Source organism: Leucobacter chironomi DSM 19883, from assembly GCF_000421845.1.
Classification (GTDB): domain Bacteria; phylum Actinomycetota; class Actinomycetes; order Actinomycetales; family Microbacteriaceae; genus Leucobacter; species Leucobacter chironomi.
This window is the reverse complement of record NZ_ATXU01000012.1, coordinates 29,007-45,487: the sequence shown is the minus strand read 5'-3', so window position 1 is coordinate 45,487 and position 16,481 is coordinate 29,007. Positions and strand designations below refer to the sequence as shown.

At 71.7% G+C, this 16,481-nt stretch carries 18 protein-coding genes and 2 pseudogenes; 10 read left to right on the top strand and 10 right to left on the bottom strand.

Annotation, left to right across the window (positions count from 1 at the left end; all coding sequences use genetic code 11):
* Nucleotides 1-4: 4 nt before the first annotated feature.
* Nucleotides 5-784 (bottom strand): hypothetical protein, encoded by a 780-nt coding sequence (locus tag H629_RS15280; RefSeq protein ID WP_024357563.1) that lies wholly within the window; start codon nucleotides 782-784, stop codon nucleotides 5-7.
* Nucleotides 785-982: 198 nt separating this feature from the next.
* Between H629_RS15280 and H629_RS0112380 the strand changes: the two genes are divergently transcribed.
* The 3 genes from H629_RS0112380 to H629_RS0112370 all read left to right on the top strand — a co-directional run bounded on the left by H629_RS0112380 (nucleotide 983) and on the right by H629_RS0112370 (nucleotide 2,669).
* Nucleotides 983-1,810: a glycerophosphodiester phosphodiesterase family protein gene (locus H629_RS0112380; protein WP_051137902.1), complete on the top strand. Its 828-nt coding sequence runs from the start codon at nucleotides 983-985 to the stop codon at nucleotides 1,808-1,810.
* A 139-nt stretch (nucleotides 1,811-1,949) separates the two neighbouring features.
* Nucleotides 1,950-2,171 (top strand): hypothetical protein, encoded by a 222-nt coding sequence (locus H629_RS0112375; RefSeq protein ID WP_024357561.1) that lies wholly within the window; start codon nucleotides 1,950-1,952, stop codon nucleotides 2,169-2,171.
* Nucleotides 2,172-2,174: 3 nt separating this feature from the next.
* Nucleotides 2,175-2,669, top strand: a complete 495-nt coding sequence (locus H629_RS0112370) for a DUF6328 family protein (RefSeq protein WP_029746962.1) — start codon at nucleotides 2,175-2,177, stop codon at nucleotides 2,667-2,669.
* A 188-nt stretch (nucleotides 2,670-2,857) separates the two neighbouring features.
* Here the strand turns inward: H629_RS0112370 and H629_RS14280 are convergent.
* Nucleotides 2,858-3,094: pseudogene (locus H629_RS14280) on the bottom strand (IS1380 family transposase); the annotation flags it as partial.
* Nucleotides 3,095-3,430: 336 nt separating this feature from the next.
* Here H629_RS14280 and H629_RS0112360 point away from each other — a divergent pair.
* Nucleotides 3,431-3,790, top strand: coding sequence for a VOC family protein (locus tag H629_RS0112360; RefSeq protein WP_024357559.1), 360 nt, complete (start codon nucleotides 3,431-3,433; stop codon nucleotides 3,788-3,790).
* A 183-nt stretch (nucleotides 3,791-3,973) separates the two neighbouring features.
* On the opposite strand, the pseudogene H629_RS14275 reads toward H629_RS0112360, so the two are convergent.
* The 5 genes and pseudogenes from H629_RS14275 to H629_RS0112335 form a co-directional block, all read right to left on the bottom strand.
* A pseudogene (locus H629_RS14275) lies at nucleotides 3,974-4,417 on the bottom strand (DUF2871 domain-containing protein).
* Between the two features lie 23 nt (nucleotides 4,418-4,440).
* Nucleotides 4,441-5,058 carry a response regulator gene (locus tag H629_RS0112350; RefSeq protein ID WP_024357558.1) on the bottom strand — a complete coding sequence of 206 codons (618 nt, stop codon included), beginning with the start codon at nucleotides 5,056-5,058 and terminating at the stop codon, nucleotides 4,441-4,443.
* Nucleotides 5,055-6,374, bottom strand: a complete 1,320-nt coding sequence (locus H629_RS0112345; RefSeq protein ID WP_024357557.1) for a sensor histidine kinase — start codon at nucleotides 6,372-6,374, stop codon at nucleotides 5,055-5,057. Before H629_RS0112345 ends, H629_RS0112350 begins: the two co-directional genes overlap by 4 nt.
* Nucleotides 6,340-8,439, bottom strand: a complete 2,100-nt coding sequence (locus tag H629_RS0112340) for an MMPL family transporter (protein WP_024357556.1) — start codon at nucleotides 8,437-8,439, stop codon at nucleotides 6,340-6,342. The genes H629_RS0112345 and H629_RS0112340 overlap by 35 nt, the downstream gene beginning before the upstream one ends.
* A gap of 143 nt (nucleotides 8,440-8,582) precedes the next feature.
* Nucleotides 8,583-8,858, bottom strand: a complete 276-nt coding sequence (locus tag H629_RS0112335) for a hypothetical protein (protein WP_024357555.1) — start codon at nucleotides 8,856-8,858, stop codon at nucleotides 8,583-8,585.
* Nucleotides 8,859-8,909: 51 nt separating this feature from the next.
* Here H629_RS0112335 and H629_RS0112330 point away from each other — a divergent pair, with 51 nt between their 5' ends.
* The 4 genes from H629_RS0112330 (at nucleotide 8,910) to H629_RS0112315 (ending at nucleotide 11,742) form a co-directional block, all read left to right on the top strand.
* Nucleotides 8,910-9,356 (top strand): MarR family winged helix-turn-helix transcriptional regulator, encoded by a 447-nt coding sequence (locus tag H629_RS0112330; protein WP_024357554.1) that lies wholly within the window; start codon nucleotides 8,910-8,912, stop codon nucleotides 9,354-9,356.
* 69 nt (nucleotides 9,357-9,425) lie between these two features.
* On the top strand, nucleotides 9,426-9,863 hold the full coding sequence (locus H629_RS0112325) for a VOC family protein (RefSeq protein ID WP_024357553.1): 438 nt from the start codon (nucleotides 9,426-9,428) through the stop codon (nucleotides 9,861-9,863).
* 144 nt (nucleotides 9,864-10,007) lie between these two features.
* Nucleotides 10,008-10,526, top strand: coding sequence for a lipocalin family protein (locus tag H629_RS0112320; RefSeq protein ID WP_024357552.1), 519 nt, complete (start codon nucleotides 10,008-10,010; stop codon nucleotides 10,524-10,526).
* A gap of 94 nt (nucleotides 10,527-10,620) precedes the next feature.
* On the top strand, nucleotides 10,621-11,742 hold the full coding sequence (locus H629_RS0112315; RefSeq protein WP_029746960.1) for a YihY/virulence factor BrkB family protein: 1,122 nt from the start codon (nucleotides 10,621-10,623) through the stop codon (nucleotides 11,740-11,742).
* 13 nt (nucleotides 11,743-11,755) lie between these two features.
* On the opposite strand, the gene H629_RS0112310 is transcribed toward H629_RS0112315, so the two are convergent.
* Nucleotides 11,756-12,205 (bottom strand): YdeI/OmpD-associated family protein, encoded by a 450-nt coding sequence (locus H629_RS0112310; protein ID WP_024357550.1) that lies wholly within the window; start codon nucleotides 12,203-12,205, stop codon nucleotides 11,756-11,758.
* A gap of 46 nt (nucleotides 12,206-12,251) precedes the next feature.
* On the opposite strand from H629_RS0112310, the gene H629_RS0112305 reads away from it, so the two are divergent.
* Both H629_RS0112305 and H629_RS0112300 read left to right on the top strand, forming a co-directional pair.
* Entirely contained in the window at nucleotides 12,252-12,971 is a 720-nt protein-coding gene (locus H629_RS0112305; RefSeq protein WP_024357549.1) for an SOS response-associated peptidase family protein, read from the top strand.
* Between the two features lie 159 nt (nucleotides 12,972-13,130).
* Nucleotides 13,131-14,576 (top strand): dipeptidase, encoded by a 1,446-nt coding sequence (locus H629_RS0112300; protein WP_024357548.1) that lies wholly within the window; start codon nucleotides 13,131-13,133, stop codon nucleotides 14,574-14,576.
* A gap of 162 nt (nucleotides 14,577-14,738) precedes the next feature.
* On the opposite strand, the gene mscL is transcribed toward H629_RS0112300, so the two are convergent.
* Together mscL and H629_RS14640 are read right to left on the bottom strand one after the other, a co-directional pair.
* Nucleotides 14,739-15,200, bottom strand: a complete 462-nt coding sequence (mscL, locus tag H629_RS0112295; RefSeq protein WP_024357547.1) for a large conductance mechanosensitive channel protein MscL — start codon at nucleotides 15,198-15,200, stop codon at nucleotides 14,739-14,741.
* A gap of 27 nt (nucleotides 15,201-15,227) precedes the next feature.
* A complete protein-coding gene (locus H629_RS14640; RefSeq protein WP_024357546.1) occupies nucleotides 15,228-16,295 on the bottom strand; it encodes a DUF4190 domain-containing protein in 1,068 nt (355 codons plus the stop codon).
* Between the last annotated feature and the right edge of the window lie 186 nt (nucleotides 16,296-16,481).

The following is a 16,481-nucleotide window of genomic DNA, read 5'->3' as shown; positions in this document are numbered from 1 at the left end:
CGGCTCACCCCCAGATCTGGTCGGCCCTGCCGATCATGATCGTGATGATCACCGCGAGCGGCACGAGCCAGGTCACGGCGAGCAGCACCGCCATCGTCCGCAGGCGCGGCCGGCGACCGAGCTTGCTGATTCGCACCACCAGCATCGCGAGCAGCCCGACGAGCGCCACCACGATGCCGACGCCGCTCCACACCGGATCGAACTGGGCGAGCAGCAGCAGCACCGCTGTCACGACCGCCGCCGCGACGGTCGAGGAGATCAGCCAGCGATCCGTCTTCGTGCTGTTGAGAGCCGGCTGCCGCCCGATCGTGGCGGGATCGCTCTGGCCGCGGTGCGGGTTCGGCACGGAGGCCTCGGCGGCGGGACCCTGGGTCGAACCGTCGAGGATCGGGCGGTCCTGGAAAGCCTGATCCTTCGACGGACCGGATACGGTGCCCTGCCCGGTGCCGGCGTCGAAGCGGGAGGCGGCGTGGGGCAACTCGGGCGACTCCTCGAGCAGGCGCTCCTTGCTATCGGGGTCGAGCGGCGGCTCAGGGTCGGGCTCGGGCACGGGATCGAGCAGCGGATCGGGCACGGGAGCGAGCAGCGGCTCGGGCACGGGATCGAGCAGCGGATCGGGCACGGGAACGAGCAGCGGCTCGGGCACGGGATCGAGCAGCGGCTCGGGCACGGGATCGAGCAGCGGCTCGGAGTCGGGCTCGGGCACGGGATCGCCGTGCGCGGGGGAGCGGCGTTCGCCGTCGTCAGACGGTGGGCGGCGCTCCGGTCGTTCGTTCGCGTCCATGATCGGCTCCTCTCGAAGACCCGGGCGCGACGGAGGTCGGCTTCGCGCCTCTGGTGCGAAGCTAACACCTCGGCGCCGCACGGCTTCAGGGGGTCGACAAACCGTGCGGGGTGGGCTACTTCGACGGGTCCGCGCCCCGGCGGTGGCATACTGTCACCGTGTCCGAGAGCCGATCCGCCGCATCGAGCGTGAGCGCGCATGCCGCCGCGTAGCGACCTGCACCCCTATCTGGCTGCGATCCCGGGGCGCGAGGCGTCGCGTCCGCCGCGGGTGCTCGCCCACCGTGGGCTCGTCGCAGCCGCAGCGGCGGTTGTGGACGCGGCGGCTGCCGGAGCGGCACCTGCGGCGGAGAACACCCGTGCCGCCTTCGCCGCCGCGGAGACGGCGGGGGCGCTCTACCTGGAGTCCGACTGCCGCGTCACGGCAGACGGCGAGGTGGTGCTCTTCCACGACGCCGAGCTGCGCCGCGTGACCGGGGATCCGCGGCGGGTCGCCGAGCTCTCGCTGCGCGAGCTGTCCGACATCATGGCGGGCCGGGGCGGACTGCTGACGCTGGAGCAGGCGCTCGATGAATTTCCGCACGCCCGCTTCAACATCGACGTCAAGGCGGCGGAGGCGGCGGATCCGGCCGGTCGCATCGTCGCGCCGCACGCGCACCGGGTGCTCCTCACGAGCTTCTCCGACGACTATCGGCTGCGCGCGCTGCGCTCGGCCGGGGCGGCTGGCGGGCTGCCGGCGACCTCGCCCGGTCAGCGGGGGATCGCCGGGCTGCTCGCGGCCGTCGCGTCGCGTTCGCGCCGTCTCGAGGGCCGCGCGCTCGCGGGCCTCGACGCACTGCAGATCCCGGAGCGGCAGGGACCGATTCGGGTGCTCGGCCCGAGACTGCTCGACGCGGCGCACCGCGCGGGCGTGGAGGTGCACGTGTGGACGGTCAACGACCCGCAGCGCATGTTGCAACTCGTGAGCGGCGGCGTCGACGGCGTCGTCACCGATCGCGCCGACCTCGCGCTCGCCGCCCTCGGCTGACCCGATACCGGTGCGGTGCTCCCGCGTCAACCCGCTGACGAAGGGCGCCGACGCTCCTAGGCTGAAGGCATCGCAGCTCGGATCCGGCGCAACGGCCGGGCCGCGACCGAGTATCGCTTCGGCCGCGAAGGAGGGCGTCATGGCGCAGATCTGGGAGCAGAACGAGGAGAAAGACGAGGGCGACGAGCTCGTCGTCACCGAGCACCGCGACGACGCGGAGCCCGCGGTGGACCCCGATGAGGAGCAGACTGTCGAGACGATCGAGGAGGATCCTCGCGCCGCGCTCGACGAGCTCGGCGAAGACGTGTCGTCGTCGCCGGCTCGCCGCGGGCACGAGGACCTCGAGGATCCCGGGCGGTAGTCGATGGCCGCTGAGCCCGACGCGGTGACGGACGACGGCCGCGGCGAGAGCGCCAACGAGCGCGCCGACCGCAACTGGAACGAGATCCTGCAGGAGGTGCGCGTCACGCAGACGTGCACGCAGATCCTCGGCGGCTTCCTGCTCGCCGTCGCGTTCCAACCCCGCTTCACCGAGCTCGACGGGGTTCAGCTCGTGCTCTACCTGACGCTGGTCTCGCTCGCGGGCGCGTCGACGCTGCTCGGGCTGTCGCTCGTCGTGGTGCACCGCCGCTTCTTCGGCAAACGGCAGAAGGGCCGCATCGTGCGGGTCGGCAACCGGCTGCTGATGGCGAACCTCGTGGTCGTCGCCCTGCTCATCGCCGGCGTGACGGGCCTCATCTTCGACTTCGCCTGGAATCGCGGCGCCGGGCTGGTCGCCCTTGCGGCGGCCCTGCTGCTGAGCGTGGTGCTCTGGGTGTTCGTGCCGCTGAGCGGCGCCGCGGAGGAGCCGGACGAGTAGGAGGAGCGTCTGAACCTCGATGCACCGATGAGCGTTCAGCGGGTGGGCTTGGTGTGATCGGCGCGGGGTGATGTGCCGCGGGCAGGGGCGTGTTCCGAGCGTCTCATCCCGGTCTTCCATTGGGTTTTCGTCCGTGCCGCGGGTTGCGTCGGCGGTCAGGTGGTCGCGGTTGACGGTGGAGCGTGGGTGGTGGTGAAGAACGCGTGGTGCCGGTAGGTGTTGCGCAGTGTCGGCTGTTCCACCTGTTTGGGGTTCAACTCCGGGATGCGGCGCACCACGAGTCGCTCTTCGACCTGTTCGACGAGCTTCCGTGAACGGAACACGACGAAAGGCGCTTCGGCGACCTCAGCTTTCGAGATCCACTGGCCGGTGCTCTTGTCGCGGATCGCGTCCGGGTACTCGATCATCTCCCAGACGTCATCGGGGTTGTTGCGATCGCTGCCTTCACCGCGGGGCCTGGTGCCCACCTGCGCCTCTTGAATACCATGGCGATCGTCTCGATCGTTGTCGCAGCCACTGGGCCCCTCGTCATCGTCGGCTTCCCCGTGGGCATTGTCCTCGCGCACCTCGCGCTCTCGCGCATCAAGCGGGCGAAGAAGCAGGGGAAGCGAATCCTCGGACGCGGCTTCGCGATCACCACCCTCTCGCGGTCGTGCCGATCGCGCTGGGGCGGTTGTTCGGCACCGCTGGGGTGTTGTGCGTCAGTGCTGGGGCGACGAGCGGCCCTGCCGGGCCGCGCGGATGCACCGTAGCCTGAGCCCATGACCCTCACGCTCGGCAGCCTCACCATCGACAGCACCGATCCAGAACCTCTCGCCCGATGGTGGGCCGATCAGCTCGGCGGTGAGATCGTGGGCAGCTTCAACGGCGAGTTCTACATCGTCGGGTATCCGGGTTCGCCGGCCGCGCTCTCTGTGCAGCGCGTCGCGGAGCCGACGCCGGGCAAGAACCGCATGCACCCCGACTTCCGGGCCCAGGACCCGTGCGCCGAGGCCGAGCGGCTCATCGCGGCAGGCGCGCGCGCCGTCGACGAGCACAGCGACGGCGCCATCCACTGGCATACCCTCGAAGACCCCGAGGGCAATCGGTTCTGCGTGTCGGTCGCCGAGCTGGTGCGCTGAGCCGAAGCTCACGCCTCATCAACCACCGCACGCACTGCGGCCGGAGCATGCTTGAATTGCATCTACGAGATGCCTCTCAGACTCGGTGAATAGGACCTTGAGCAAGCTTCATTCTTCCGGGGCAGAGAGGCGTTTCTCTGTTACGGCATCCGCCCAGAAGCCCAGCCCGTCGGTGGATCGAGGCTAAGCGGTGACCGCGGTGACGGATGCGGATCCGCGTCCGATCACGGCCCGCCGCAGTGCCACGAAGAACACGATCATGCCCGCGGTGATGAGGATGTGCCCGAGCCCGGCGATGCCCGCGATCATCTTGCTCGACTCCTGCCCGAGCACGGTGAGGCTGCCGTGCCAGATCAGCATCGCCGAGGTGAGGATCACGCCCGCGTTGTACAGTCAGAAGAACCACGCGAACAGCTTCGGGCTGCGCGAGATCTGGAAGACCTTCTCGATGACGAGCACGATCAGCAGCACGATGAAGCCGAGGGTGAGCAGGTGCGTGTGAGCGAGACCGAGCTGCGTGAACTCGCCTTCGGGGAAATCGTTGAGCTTCGTGAACTCGCGGTAGAACAGGCCGGAGGCGACGCCGGCCAGCATGTAGATGAATGCGGTGTTGAGAAGCTTCTTCACAGTGTTTCCTTTCGATGGGTGGATTAGATCAGGCCGGTCTCCCGGGCGACGTGGATCGCGCGGGACCGGCTGTCGACGTCGAGCTTGGTGAGGATGTGCCCGATGTGGCTCTTCACGGTGGCCTCGGTGACGAACAGGGTGCGGGCGATCTCCTTGTTCGCGGCCCCCGTGGACATGAGCTGCAGCACCTCGACCTCGCGCTCGGTGAGCCGCGGAAGCGGGTTGCGCATGCCCTTGAGCACGCGGGCGGCGAGCTCGGGCGCGAGCACCACGTCGTCGCGGGCGGCGCGCTGGATGCCCTCGATGATCGCCTCCGGGGCGACGTCCTTGAGCAGGTAGCCGGCGGCGCCGGCCTCGATCGCGCCGAGGATCTCGGCGTCGCGGTCGAAGGTGGTGAGGATCAGGACGGCCGGGGCGGGGTCGAGGGCGCGCAGCGCGGCGGTGGTCTGGATGCCGTCGATGCCGTCGCCGAGGCGGAGGTCGCAGAGCACGACGTCGGGGCGCAGATGACCGGCGAGGGCGACGGCTTCCTCGCCGGTCGCGGCTTCGCCGACGACCTGCACCTCTCCGGTGTCGAGCACGGCGCGGAGCCCGCTGCGCACGACGGGGTGGTCGTCGACGAGGAGGACGGTGGTGGTCATGGGGTCTCCGTTGCGGTCGGGGCGGTCGAGGCGGTCGAGGCTGTCGGGGCTGTCAGAGTCGACGAGGCTGGTGCGGGGTGGATCGGGAGGTGCACGGAGATCGCGGTGCCCTCGCCGGGGCTGCTCTCGATCTCGAGGCCGCCGCCGAGCTCCCGCAGCCGTCCGCGCATGAAGCCGAGGCCGTACCCCGTCGCGGCGGATCCGGGATCCGCCTCCCGCTCCCACGCGGCGGCGTCGAATCCGCGCCCGTCGTCGATGAGGTCGAGCCGGACGTCATGATCGTCGTCGATGAGGCTCATCACGACCCGGCTCGCCTCGGCGTGCAGGCGCACGTTCGCGAGGGCGGACTGCGCGGTGCGCAGCAGCGCCACCTCGACCTCGGTGGGCAGGGTCGGGAGGCCCTCGTCGACGCGCAGCTCCACCTGCAGGCCGGCCTCGTCGTGCAGGCGGTCGAGCATGCGCTGGAGCGCGGCCGCGAGGGCGCCGTTCTCGAGTTCGGTCGGGGCGAGCGCGGCGACGATGCGGCGCACGTCGGCGAGACTGTCGCCCGCCAGTGCCTCGATCTGCCCGAGGGTGCGGGCCGCATCCGGGTCGTGGGCGCGGTCCGCGCCGGCGTGGGCGAGCAGGCGGATCGAGGAGAGCGCCTGCGCGATCGTGTCGTGGATGTCGCGCGAGAGGCGGGTGCGCTCGGCGATGGCACCGGACTGGCGCTGGGCGAGCGCGAGTTCGTCCTGCAGTTCGGCCGTCTCGCGCTGTGCCAGGGTGAGCGAGCGCACGAGGCGTTCGCGCTCGGCGGCGTCGCGCAGCAGCTGCAGGTAGCCGCGCGAGATCCCGAACGCGAACACCCCGCCGATGAGCGGACCGAACACGTTCGCGTAGCTCGTGGCCCCGTGGTGCAGGATCGGCGCGACGATCACCACCGCCAGCACGAGCCCGGAGAACAGCAGCCCCCACGACAGCGGCAGCAGGTGCCCGGCGAGCAGCCACAGCAGGAACGCGATCCACACGAACTCGGCGGAGACGGCGGCCGCCGCGATCCAGATCAGGGCGAGCCCGAGCAGCCACCACGCCACGATGCGGCGCGAACGGGTGCGCGACGGCAGCAGTGCGCCGGCGGTGTGCCAGGCGAGGATCGCGAGGCCCGCGACGATCGCCGCCGCTGCGGGGGTGCCGTCGCCGATGGCGCGGATCACCCCGATCAGGGTGAGCACGGCCGCGATGAGGTGCTGGCCGATCTCCATCGCCCGCACCATGGCGCCGGGCGACGCCGCGACCGCGGGATCAGTGCGCGTCAACGGCGCGTTCACGAGGTTCATGCGTCAATTCTCCTCTCCCGGCGTCAAGGCGGCTCGGCCACCAGATGCGGTCGCCGAGCAGGGCGAAGATCGCCGGCACGATGACGGTGCGCACCACCAGGGTGTCGACGATGACGCCGACGCCCACGATGAGGCCGAGCTGGCCGAGCGTGACGAGCGGCAGCACCCCGAGCGCGGCGAACACCGCCGCGAGGACGATGCCCGCGCTGGTGATGACCCCGCCGGTGCGGGCGACCGCCTCGACCACCCCGTCCCGCGTGCCGAGGCGGGCGGCTTCGGCGCGGGCGCGGTGCACGAGGAAGATCGTGTAGTCGATGCCGAGCGCGACGAGGAAGAGGAACGCGAGCAGCGGCACCTGCAGGTCGAGCGCCTGCTGGCCGAACAGCACCCGGCTCAGCCACGCACCGGCGCCGATGGCCGCGACGGCGCTGGCGAGGTTCACGAGCAGCAGCAGCAGCGGTGCGACGACGGAGCGCAGGAGGAGCAGGAGCACCACGAAGCTGACGGCGAGGACGAGCGGGGCGACGAGCCACAGGTCGTGCTGGTTGCCGGCGCGGGCGTCGAGGTCGGTCGCGACGGCACCGCCCACCACGGCGTCGGCGCCGGGCACGCCGTGCACCGCGTCGCGCAGTTCGGTGATCTGATGCAGGCTGTCGTCGGTGCTCGGCGCGTAGTCGCTCGTCACCATGATCTTCGTGAGGCCCTGCTCGGAGGCGGTGCCCACGGGGTGCGCTCGCACCACGCCCTCGACCTCGGTCGCCGCTGCGACGACGGACTCCGCCGCCGCAATGTTCGCGACGACGAAGATCGGCGCAGCCTCGCCGGGCGGGAAGTGGGCGGAGAGCACTTCGAGCCCGGCCGCGGACTCCGAGGGCACGCGGAACTTCTCGACCTGGTCGAGGCCGACGGCGGTGCCGATGAGGCCCGACGCCATCACCGCGAGCAGCGCGACGCCCGCGAGCAGGCTCGCGACCGGCCGGCTCACGACGCCCGAGGCGAGCTTCCGCCAGCCGCGGCCCTGCCGAGGGGCCTCGCCGGGGCGGGGCACGAACGGCCAGAACACCCGACGCCCGCACACCGCGAGCAGCGGCGGCAGCAGGAACAGCACGGCGGCGAGGGCGATGAGGAGCCCGATGGCGGATGAGACCCCGAGCCCGTGCGTTCCCGGGATGACGGCGAGCACGAGGGTCAGGAGCGCGAGTACGACGGTGACGTTCGACGCCACGATCGCGGGCGCGGTCTTCCGCCAGGCGGTGATGAGCGCCCGCCGGTGATCCGCGGTGCGCAGCAGCTCCTCCCGGTAGCGGGAGATGAGCAGCAGGGCGTAGTTGGTGCCGGCGCCGAACACGAGCACGCTGATGATCCCTGCATCGAACTGCAGGTTCCACGCCGCGCCGGCGGCGGCGGTGAGGCGGCCGGCGAGGCCGTCTGCGAGCGCGACCGCCACGAGTGGCACCAGCCACAGCACGGGGGAGCGGTAGGTGATGATGAGCAGGATCGCCACTATCAGGATCGTGACGAGCAGCAGCGTGAAGTCCGCTCCCGCGAACGATGCCGCCACGTCGGCGCCGAACGCCGGGCCTCCGGTGACCTGCAGGGTGAGGCCGGCGGGTGCGGCGCCGGCGACCGCCTCGCGCAGCGTCTCGACTACGGCCGCCGTGTCGCTGTTCGTCTCGCGGACGGTGATCGGGGTGACGAGCAGGGCGGCACGGCCGTCCTCGCTGAGGAGGGGACCGGTCGCATCTGCGGCGGCGTGGGCGTCGAGCACCGGCAGCATCTCGGCGAGGCCTTCGATCTCGGCGGCGGTGAGCTCCGCGCCGTCGTCGCGGGAGGCGACCACGAGCACCGACTGGCGATCCGCGTTCGGGAACTCCGCCATCAGCTCGCTCGCTCGCGTCGACTCCGAGTCGGCCGGCGCCTGGTCGTTGCGCGCGGGCGCCGTCGCCGAGCCGAAGGCGCCGAAGAGCGCGACCATGACGACGAGGGCGAGGCCGAGCGAGATCCACGCACCGCGGCGGGAGGTCAGTCGGTCGGCGAGGGGCCGGTGAGCATGAGGATTTGCCATGCTCCAAGCTCACCAGGCGGCTCCTCGCGGAGCATCGCGAGGAGGGGTGAACCGCATCTCATCCTTTTGGGCGATGCGGGGGCCTGCTCGGTGCCGGGGCGCGGTCGGGTGCGTGCCGTGCGGTCGCCTGCGCCGGGCCGCGATCAGGCGGCGGCGTCGCTCGGTTCCGGCGGGGGACAGGTGAGGTGGGTGGGTTTGCCCGGGCCGCCGCGGTGGATGCGGTGCGCCTGCATCGACCGGGTGCAGATGGGGCACTTCGGGTCGGCCGGAGGCACGTAGGGCGGTTCGTTGCGGTCGCCGAGCTGCGCCGGTCCCTCGAACTGGTAGAAGAATCGCTGGATCGCCGCGTACACGCCGGGCACGCCGTCGTAGGGGGTCTGGTGCCAGAGGTGCCGCTTCTTGCGCTTTTGTTCGCCCACAAACGAAATAGTAGCAGATTCGTTAGGGCACTAACGAGGTACACTGGTGCGATGCAGGATCTTCCCGAGGACGCGCTCGAACTCGACCGCCAGGTCTGCTTCGCGCTCGCGGTCGCCAGCCGCAGCGTGATCGGCGTCTACCGGCCGATCCTGGAGCCGCTCGGTCTCACGCACCCGCAGTACCTCGTGATGCTCGCGCTCTGGGGCGACGCCCCGCTGCGCTTCGGAGCGATCGCCGAGATGCTGCGGCTCGACCCCGCCACCCTGTCGCCGATCGTGAAGCGGCTCGAGCACTCCGGGCTCATCGAGCGCGTGCCCGTCGAGGGCGACGAACGCACCTTCGAGATCGTCCCCACGGAAGATGGGCGGGCGCTGCGCGAGCGCGCCCTCGGGGTGCCGCCGGCCGTGGTCGAACGGCTCGGCCTGCCCGTCGACCGCCTGCTCGCCCTCCGCGACGAACTCACCACCATCATCGAGGCCGTCGACCGCTCACGATGACGGCGGATCGCGATCCGCACCTCATCGGCCGCTGAGAGGCCCCTCGGCGCGGCTTGCTACGATCCGCCCATGAGCATCTCACTCGACAACGTCGGCATCGCGGTGCGCGACATCGAGGCCGCGATCGCGTTCTTCACAGATCTCGGCCTGACACTCGTCGGCCGCGACACGGTGAGCGGCGAGTGGGCCGACACCGCCGTCGGCCTCGACGGGAACCACGCGAAGATCGCCCTGCTGCAGACCCCCGACGGCCACGGCAGGCTCGAGCTCTTCGAGTACCTCCACCCCGCGGCGATCGACACGCCGCCCACGCTCCCCAACGAGATCGGCATGCACCGTGTCGCCTTCTCGGTCGACGACATCGAGGCGGCCCTCGCGATCGCCGCCCGCCACGACTGCCACCCGCTGCGCGGCGTGGCGAACTACGAGGGCATCTACAAGCTCACGTACCTGCGCGGCCCGAGCGGCATTCTCGTGATGCTCGCGGAGGATCTGCGGAAGGCCTGAGCGCGGCTGCTCGCGGGGCGCCGCAGCCGGTGTGTCCACCGGCGCAGCAGCCGTGCGCAGGAGCCTTGCGCGGCTGTCAAGGGCTGTCGCAGCTCAGCGAAGCTCTGCAGACTGGTGAGCGATCGACACGGGGGAGGAGCGTTCATGAGCGAGCAGGAGGGCCGCGAAGTGCGGTCGGTGGCGGATCTCGATCTGCAGCGGTATCTGGGACTCTGGTACGAGCTGGGGCGGCTGCCGCTGCGGTTCGAGGACGACGGCGCGCGCGACGTGACCGCCGAGTACTCGCTGCGCGACGACGGCACGGTGCAGGTCGACAACCGCTGCATCGACGCCGACGGCGAGCCGACGCAGGCGCTCGGTCAGGCCGAGCCCGACGCGGATCACGCAGGCCGGCTGCGGGTCACCTTCCTGCCGGAGGGGCTGCGCTGGATTCCCTTCACCCGAGCCGACTACTGGGTGCTGCGCATCGACCCCGACTACCGCCACGCGCTCGTGGGCACGCCGGATCGGAAGCACCTGTGGCTGCTCGCTCGCGAGCCCCGCATCGACGACGCGACGGAGCGGGAGTTCCTGGACGAGGCGCGGCGGCAGGGATACGAGCTGGAGCGGTGGATCCGCCCCGCCCAGTCCGGCGCTCGCGTCACCGACGCGGCGGGTGCGTAGCACCGGTGATCCGGTGTCTCGGCACCGCATAGCGCACCCGGGCGGGCGAGCGGAAGGGCCTGGCGCGCCCCGAACCGCTGGATAGGCTGAATCCATGGCGAAGCAGGCGGAGGAGCACAGCACGGAGCAGGGGCGCGCGGGCGGTATCGCGGGCCTCGCGAAACGCGTGATCGCGTGGGCGCTGCGGCTCAGGATCGTGCGCGCCTACCTGCTCTACGCGGAGCACCGGGGTGCGATGCTCGCCGACAGCATCACGTACCGCGCGCTGTTCAGCGTGTTCGCCGCGGTGCTGCTCGGCTTCTCGCTCGCGGCGCTCTGGCTCGGCGGCAACCCCGATGCGATGCGCGCGCTCGTCGACGCGCTGGAGAGCTTCCTGCCGGGGCTCACGGAGGTCGTCGACCCCTCGAAGATCGACGCCCCCGCCGGGTTCACGATCGTGGGCATCGTCTCGCTGCTCGGTCTCATCGGCGCGGCGATCGGTGCGATCACGAGTCTGCGCACCGCGCTGCGTGTGCTCGCCGACGAGGTGCACGAGGACGGGTTCTTCCTGTGGGTGGTGCTGCGCAACCTGCTGGTGGGCATCGTGTTCGGCGGTCTGCTGGTCGTGGCGGCGGTGCTGAGCATGGTGGCGTCGGCGGGGGTCGAGACTGCGGCGTCGTGGCTCGGGTTCTCGGAGAGCAGCGCGGCCGCCGAGGCGCTCACCCGGGTCGTGGGGATCGTGCTGGTGCTCGTGATCGACACGCTCGCGGTGGTCGTCGTGTTCCGGCTGCTCTCGGGGGTGCGCGCACCCGCGCGGGCGCTCTGGACGGGCGGCCTGTTCGGCGGTGTCGGTCTCACGGTGCTGCAGGAGCTCTCGGGCCTCTTCGTGCGCGGGGCCGCGTCGAATCCGCTGCTCGCCTCCTTCGCGGCGCTCATCGCGCTGCTGCTCTGGTTCAACCTGTCGGCGCAGGTGATCCTCATCGCGAGCAGCTACATCATCACCGCGACCCACGAGTCGCACGACCGGGTGCGGGCGAAGTACGGTGCGAGCACGCTCGCGCAGCGCCGCCGGCAGCGCGCGGAGGACGCGCTGCAGGTGGCGACCCGCGAGCTGCGGGAGGCGCGGGAGGCGGAGCGGGCGGAGCGGGGGGAGCCGGCACGCGATGCGGATCCCGCGGCCGCAGCGGATCGCGATCGCGACCCCGAGTCGGGCGCGGACTCGCCGCCGCTGCGCTGACGGGCGGCGTCGTTCAGCCCTGTGCGGCGCGCAGCTGATCCACGATCGCTGCGATGCGGCGCTCGCGCGTCTCCGAGCGCTTCGCCTCGGCCACGGAGCGGGCGTGCTCCTTGCGGCGCGACGGTGCGAGCGCGTCGAAGGCGGCGCGCAGCCCGGGCCGGGCGTCGAGCGCCGCGGCGAGTTCGTCGGGCACCTCGACCGCGCGCTCTGCGGTGTCGAGCTCGATGCGCGCCGACACGGCATCGCCGATCTCGACGCCCAGCTCGGCGCGGGCGGCCTTCGAGAGGCCGATGAGGTTCTTGCCGCCCATCGATGCCAGGCGCAGTCGAGCGGAACGGCCGCCGATCGTGACGAGCACGGCGGCCCGCTTGCCGCCGCCCAGCTCGGCGAGCTGCTCCTCGCTGAGCTCGATCGCGGTGGCCGGCCCCTGGGGCGCGAGCGTGGTCTCGATCTGGAGTGCCATGCGCTCATGCTACGCGCACCGCGCGCGGCGGCCTACAGTTGAGGGCATGTGCTCGAGCTACGGATACGGGGGCGGCCCGCACGGTCTCGGGCTCACCTTCGATCTGCCGCCCATGCACGAGCCCGACAGCCGGCGGCTGCTCGAAGCCTGGGTGCGCGAGCACCGGGGCCGCGCCCGCATCACGGGTCGCCGCGCGCGCAACCTCAACCCGATCATCCACCGCGGGTACGGAGACCGTGCGGTCGAGCTCGGCTGGTGGTGGCTCCACAGCGGGCCCGATCCGGCACCCTACAGCGCCTTCAACGCCCGCGACGACACCCTGCTGCGCAAGTGGCGGGTGCCGTTCCAGCGGCGGGCGATCGTGCCCGCGCACTGGTACCTCGAACGGGGCACGCCGTTCGGCCTGCCCGGCGACGAGCTGTTCGGCATCGCCGCCATCGTCACCCCGGTGCCGCAGTCCGACGGCACGCCGCTCATGAGCTACGCCCTCGTCACCCGCGACGCGGTGGGAGCCGCGGCCGACACCCATCCGCGCATGCCGCTGCTGCTGCCGCGGGGCCTGCACGACGCGTGGCTCGACCCGGAGCGCAGCGGCGATGCCGCCCTCATCGCGGCGGCCGTCGCCGAGTCGGAGACGCTGTCGCTCGCGGTGCGGGCCATCGGGCCGCGGGGGTGGCAGGATCCAGAGTCGCCCGCCGGGGCCGCGGCTGCCGATGGCGGCACTGCGGCGGCCTCTGCGGAAGCCACCGCCCCGACGCTCTTCTGAGGCCTGGCAGGAGCGGCGGGGAAGCGGATCGCCGCCGCGACCGCGGCGATAGGCTGATCGCGGAGACGGAGCCGGCCGGCTCCGCGCAGATGCACTCCGCGCAGACGCACCACGCGCCGCCGCAGCACACGACCACGCAACACGCGGGAGGAATTACACATGACTGAGCAGGCGGGCCAGGAGCCCGAGCAGACGGCGTTCGAGGCGGCACTGCGCACCACGGTGGCAGCCCAGTTCGCCCACACGATGGACGACCTGCAGCGCCTCGTGCGCATCCCCTCGGTGTCGTGGCCGGCCTTCGACCCGGCCCACGTGGCCCGGAGCGCCGACGCCATCGCCGAGCTGCTGCGCGACACCGGCGTCTTCGACGTGGTCGACATCCGCCGCGCACCGGTCGCGGGCGGCGAGGGCGCCGACGGCGCAGAGCCCGAACTCGGCCAGCCCGCCGTCGTCGCCCGGCGCGAAGCCCGCAACGGCCGCCCGACCGTGCTGCTCTACGCCCACCACGACGTGCAACCGCCCGGCCGCGACGAGGACTGGCACACGCCGCCCTTCGAGCCGACCGAGCGCGACGGCCGCCTCTTCGGCCGCGGGGCCGCCGACGACAAGGCGGGGGTCATGGCCCACATCGGCGCGATCCGCGCGCTCGCCGCGGCGGCCGAGGCGGAAGGCCGCGAGCTCGACCTCGGCATCGCGCTCTTCATCGAGGGCGAGGAGGAGTGGGCGTCGCAGTCGTTCGGCAACTTCCTGCGCGAGAACCGGGATCTGCTCGCCGCCGACGCGATCATCGTCGCCGATTCGAGCAACTGGGACACCGAGACGCCCGCCCTCACCGTCGCGCTGCGCGGCGCGGTCGCCTTCAACATGAGCGTGCGCACCCTCGACCACGCCCTGCACTCCGGCATGCACGGCGGCGCCGTGCCCGACGCGATGCTCGCCGCCGTGCGCCTGCTCGACACGCTCTGGAATGCCGACGGCTCCGTGGCGGTCGACGGCCTCATCAGCGCCGATATCGATGCCCCGGACTACGGCGAGGCGCGGCTGCGCGAGGAGTCCGGCCTGCTCGACGAGGTGAGCCCGATCGGCCGCGGTTCGATCCTCAGCCGCGTCTGGGCGCAGCCCGCGATCACGATCACCGGCATCGACGCCCCCGATGTGGCGAACGCCTCGAACACGCTCATCCCCAGTGTGCGCGTGCGGGTGAGCGCGCGCATCGCACCGGGGCAGGATCCCGAGGCCGCCTACGCGGCCATCACGAAGCATCTGGTGGATCGCGCGCCCTACGGTGCGCGCGTCGAGTTCGAGGGCGGCGACCTCGGTCAGGCGTTCCTCGTCGACACCAGCGGCTGGGCGGTCGCCGAGGTGCGCGGTGCAATGGCCGACGCGTGGCAGCGCGAACCCGTCGACATCGGCGTGGGCGGGTCGATCCCGTTCATCGCCGAGCTCGTCGAGGAGTTCCCGGCGGCGCAGATCCTCGTCACAGGGGTGGAGGATCCCGACGGGCGCGCGCACAGCCCCAACGAGTCGCTGCACATCGAGTCGTTCCGCAAGTCGCTGCTCACGGAGGCGCTGTTCCTCGCGCGGCTCGACGCTCGCACGAGCTGAGCGCCGGGCGAGGGGGCTGAGCGCTCCGGGCGCGCGGGCCGATCCCGCGGCGCGGTCCTCGCCTGAACGGTGACGCCCCCTCCGGCATGGCCGGAGGGGGCGTCAATGTTGCTCGGTGCTGCTGTGCTCGCGCTGCTCGGTGCTGCTGTGCTCGCGCCCGGCTCAGTGCCGGTGCGGGGGAGCCTGCACCGGGTGCTCCGAGCGGTTCATGTCGGGGATGCGGCCCGACGCCGCAGCCTCGGCGCGCAGCAGATCCCGGATCTCGGTGAGCAGCTCCTGCTCGCTGGGCCCCGCGGGCGCCTCGGGCTCCTGCTGCTCGGCCTGCTGCAAACTCTTGAGCTTGTTCATCGGCATCACGAACACGAAGTAGACGACGGCCGCGACGATCATGAAGTTGATGAGCGCGCCGATGAGCGCGCCGAACGCGATCGTGCCGCCGCCCGGCAGCCCCACCTGCATGGCGCTGTCGAGCGAGTCGGCTTTGAACACCACGCCGATCACCGGGTTGATGAGCGAGTCCACGACACGCTCGACCACCGAGTTGAACGCTGCGCCGATGACCACGGCGACGGCCAGATCGATCACGTTCCCGCGCAGCAGGAACTCCTTGAAACCCTTGAACACCTGCGATTCCCCCGTTCTGTCGGTGCGTTAGGCGCAGGCCATCGCGTCGTCGAACATGGCGGTGGTGAAATCGCTGAGGATCTGACCGTAGTCCGGGTTGGTGATCGCGTTCGGGTCGCCGGCGATGGCGACGAACCGCTCGTAGACCTCGCGGTTCGGGCTGTCGATCGACGACAGCGCGACGTACGGGGCCAGTTCGGCCTCGGACCAGGTGCTGCTGCTCGGGTCGGTCTCGGTCTCCAGCGCCACGTTGAACGCCGTGCAGAACTCGGGGGAGCGCTCGCCCGAGGCCGTGTCCGACGAGGCGCCGGAATCGTCGAGCTCGCTGGTGCCGGGGATGGTGGACTCGATCTCCGACTGCAGGTCTTCAAGCTCGGTGCTGTAGCGGTCGAGCTCGGAGCCGACGCTCGCGAAGAGCATGCTCCAGGCGATGACGATGCCGGCGCCGACGAGCACGCCCACGCCGCCCAGGATGAGGCCCGTGAGCGCCATGCCCTTCGGCTGGCGCTTCTGCATCGCCAGGATGCCGAGGATCAGCGCGGCGATGCCGACCACGATCGTGATCACGCCGCCGACGAACGGGATCCAGCCGAAGATCATCGCGCCGGCCACCGCCACGATGCCGAGCACCAGCGCGGTGATCGCGAGGCCCTTCGGCGCGCGGGGAGCAGGGGCGTAGCCGGGGTAGCCCGCGCCGGGGGCGGGGCCGCCGGGTGCCGGCTGCGGGAACTGCTGCTGCGGCTGCTGCGGCTGCTGCGGCGGGAGCGGTGTCGCGGGCGGTGCTGCGGCGTACTGGGGTGCGGCCGGAGCCGGAGCTCCGCCGGGCTGGGGCAGCGCGGTGGTCGGCTGCTGGTCGACGGGCTGCTGCGAGCCGTTGTAGGCCGAGCCCTCGAAACCGGGGAGCACGCTCGTGGGCTGCTGCTCGGCCGGCTGGGGAGCCGCGGCCGCTTCATCGCTGCTCGAGAAGCTCGGCTGCTGCGGCTGCTCGGGCTCGGGCTGCTCCGGCTGCGCCGGCGGAGCCGGAGGCGCCGGCGGTACGGGCGGCACCGGGGTCTCGGGCGGGGTCGGATTTCCGGGATCGTTCGTGTCAGACATAGCCCCTGCTGCTCCTTCAATCATCTGCGGAGCCCCGGGAACGTCGCCGGGAGGCGCGCAGCCCGTGGATCCGCTTGTGCTCAATCGTGCGCGAGCCGTCGATGACCCCCACCTCCTTCATCCTATGTCGTCCATGCGACAGATGTCCTCCAGATCATCGCCCCGGTCGAGCCGGGGCGAGGGGGT

Excerpts from the sequence above, each read along its gene's own strand:
- H629_RS0112300 (WP_024357548.1), top strand. The coding sequence starts at position 13,131 with ATGACTGAGCAGGCGGGCCAGGAGCCCGAGCAGACGGCGTTCGAGGCG.
- H629_RS0112360 (WP_024357559.1), top strand. The coding sequence starts at position 3,431 with ATGACCCTCACGCTCGGCAGCCTCACCATCGACAGCACCGATCCAGAA.
- H629_RS0112350 (WP_024357558.1), bottom strand. The coding sequence starts at position 5,058 with ATGACCACCACCGTCCTCCTCGTCGACGACCACCCCGTCGTGCGCAGC.
- H629_RS0112370 (WP_029746962.1), top strand. The coding sequence starts at position 2,175 with ATGGCCGCTGAGCCCGACGCGGTGACGGACGACGGCCGCGGCGAGAGC.
- H629_RS0112325 (WP_024357553.1), top strand. The coding sequence starts at position 9,426 with ATGAGCATCTCACTCGACAACGTCGGCATCGCGGTGCGCGACATCGAG.
- H629_RS0112345 (WP_024357557.1), bottom strand. The coding sequence starts at position 6,374 with ATGAACCTCGTGAACGCGCCGTTGACGCGCACTGATCCCGCGGTCGCG.
- H629_RS0112340 (WP_024357556.1), bottom strand. The coding sequence starts at position 8,439 with ATGGCAAATCCTCATGCTCACCGGCCCCTCGCCGACCGACTGACCTCC.
- H629_RS0112330 (WP_024357554.1), top strand. The coding sequence starts at position 8,910 with ATGCAGGATCTTCCCGAGGACGCGCTCGAACTCGACCGCCAGGTCTGC.
- H629_RS0112315 (WP_029746960.1), top strand. The coding sequence starts at position 10,621 with ATGGCGAAGCAGGCGGAGGAGCACAGCACGGAGCAGGGGCGCGCGGGC.
- H629_RS15280 (WP_024357563.1), bottom strand. The coding sequence starts at position 784 with ATGGACGCGAACGAACGACCGGAGCGCCGCCCACCGTCTGACGACGGC.
- H629_RS0112375 (WP_024357561.1), top strand. The coding sequence starts at position 1,950 with ATGGCGCAGATCTGGGAGCAGAACGAGGAGAAAGACGAGGGCGACGAG.
- H629_RS0112310 (WP_024357550.1), bottom strand. The coding sequence starts at position 12,205 with ATGGCACTCCAGATCGAGACCACGCTCGCGCCCCAGGGGCCGGCCACC.
- H629_RS0112380 (WP_051137902.1), top strand. The coding sequence starts at position 983 with ATGCCGCCGCGTAGCGACCTGCACCCCTATCTGGCTGCGATCCCGGGG.
- H629_RS14640 (WP_024357546.1), bottom strand. The coding sequence starts at position 16,295 with ATGTCTGACACGAACGATCCCGGAAATCCGACCCCGCCCGAGACCCCG.
- H629_RS0112305 (WP_024357549.1), top strand. The coding sequence starts at position 12,252 with ATGTGCTCGAGCTACGGATACGGGGGCGGCCCGCACGGTCTCGGGCTC.
- H629_RS0112320 (WP_024357552.1), top strand. The coding sequence starts at position 10,008 with ATGAGCGAGCAGGAGGGCCGCGAAGTGCGGTCGGTGGCGGATCTCGAT.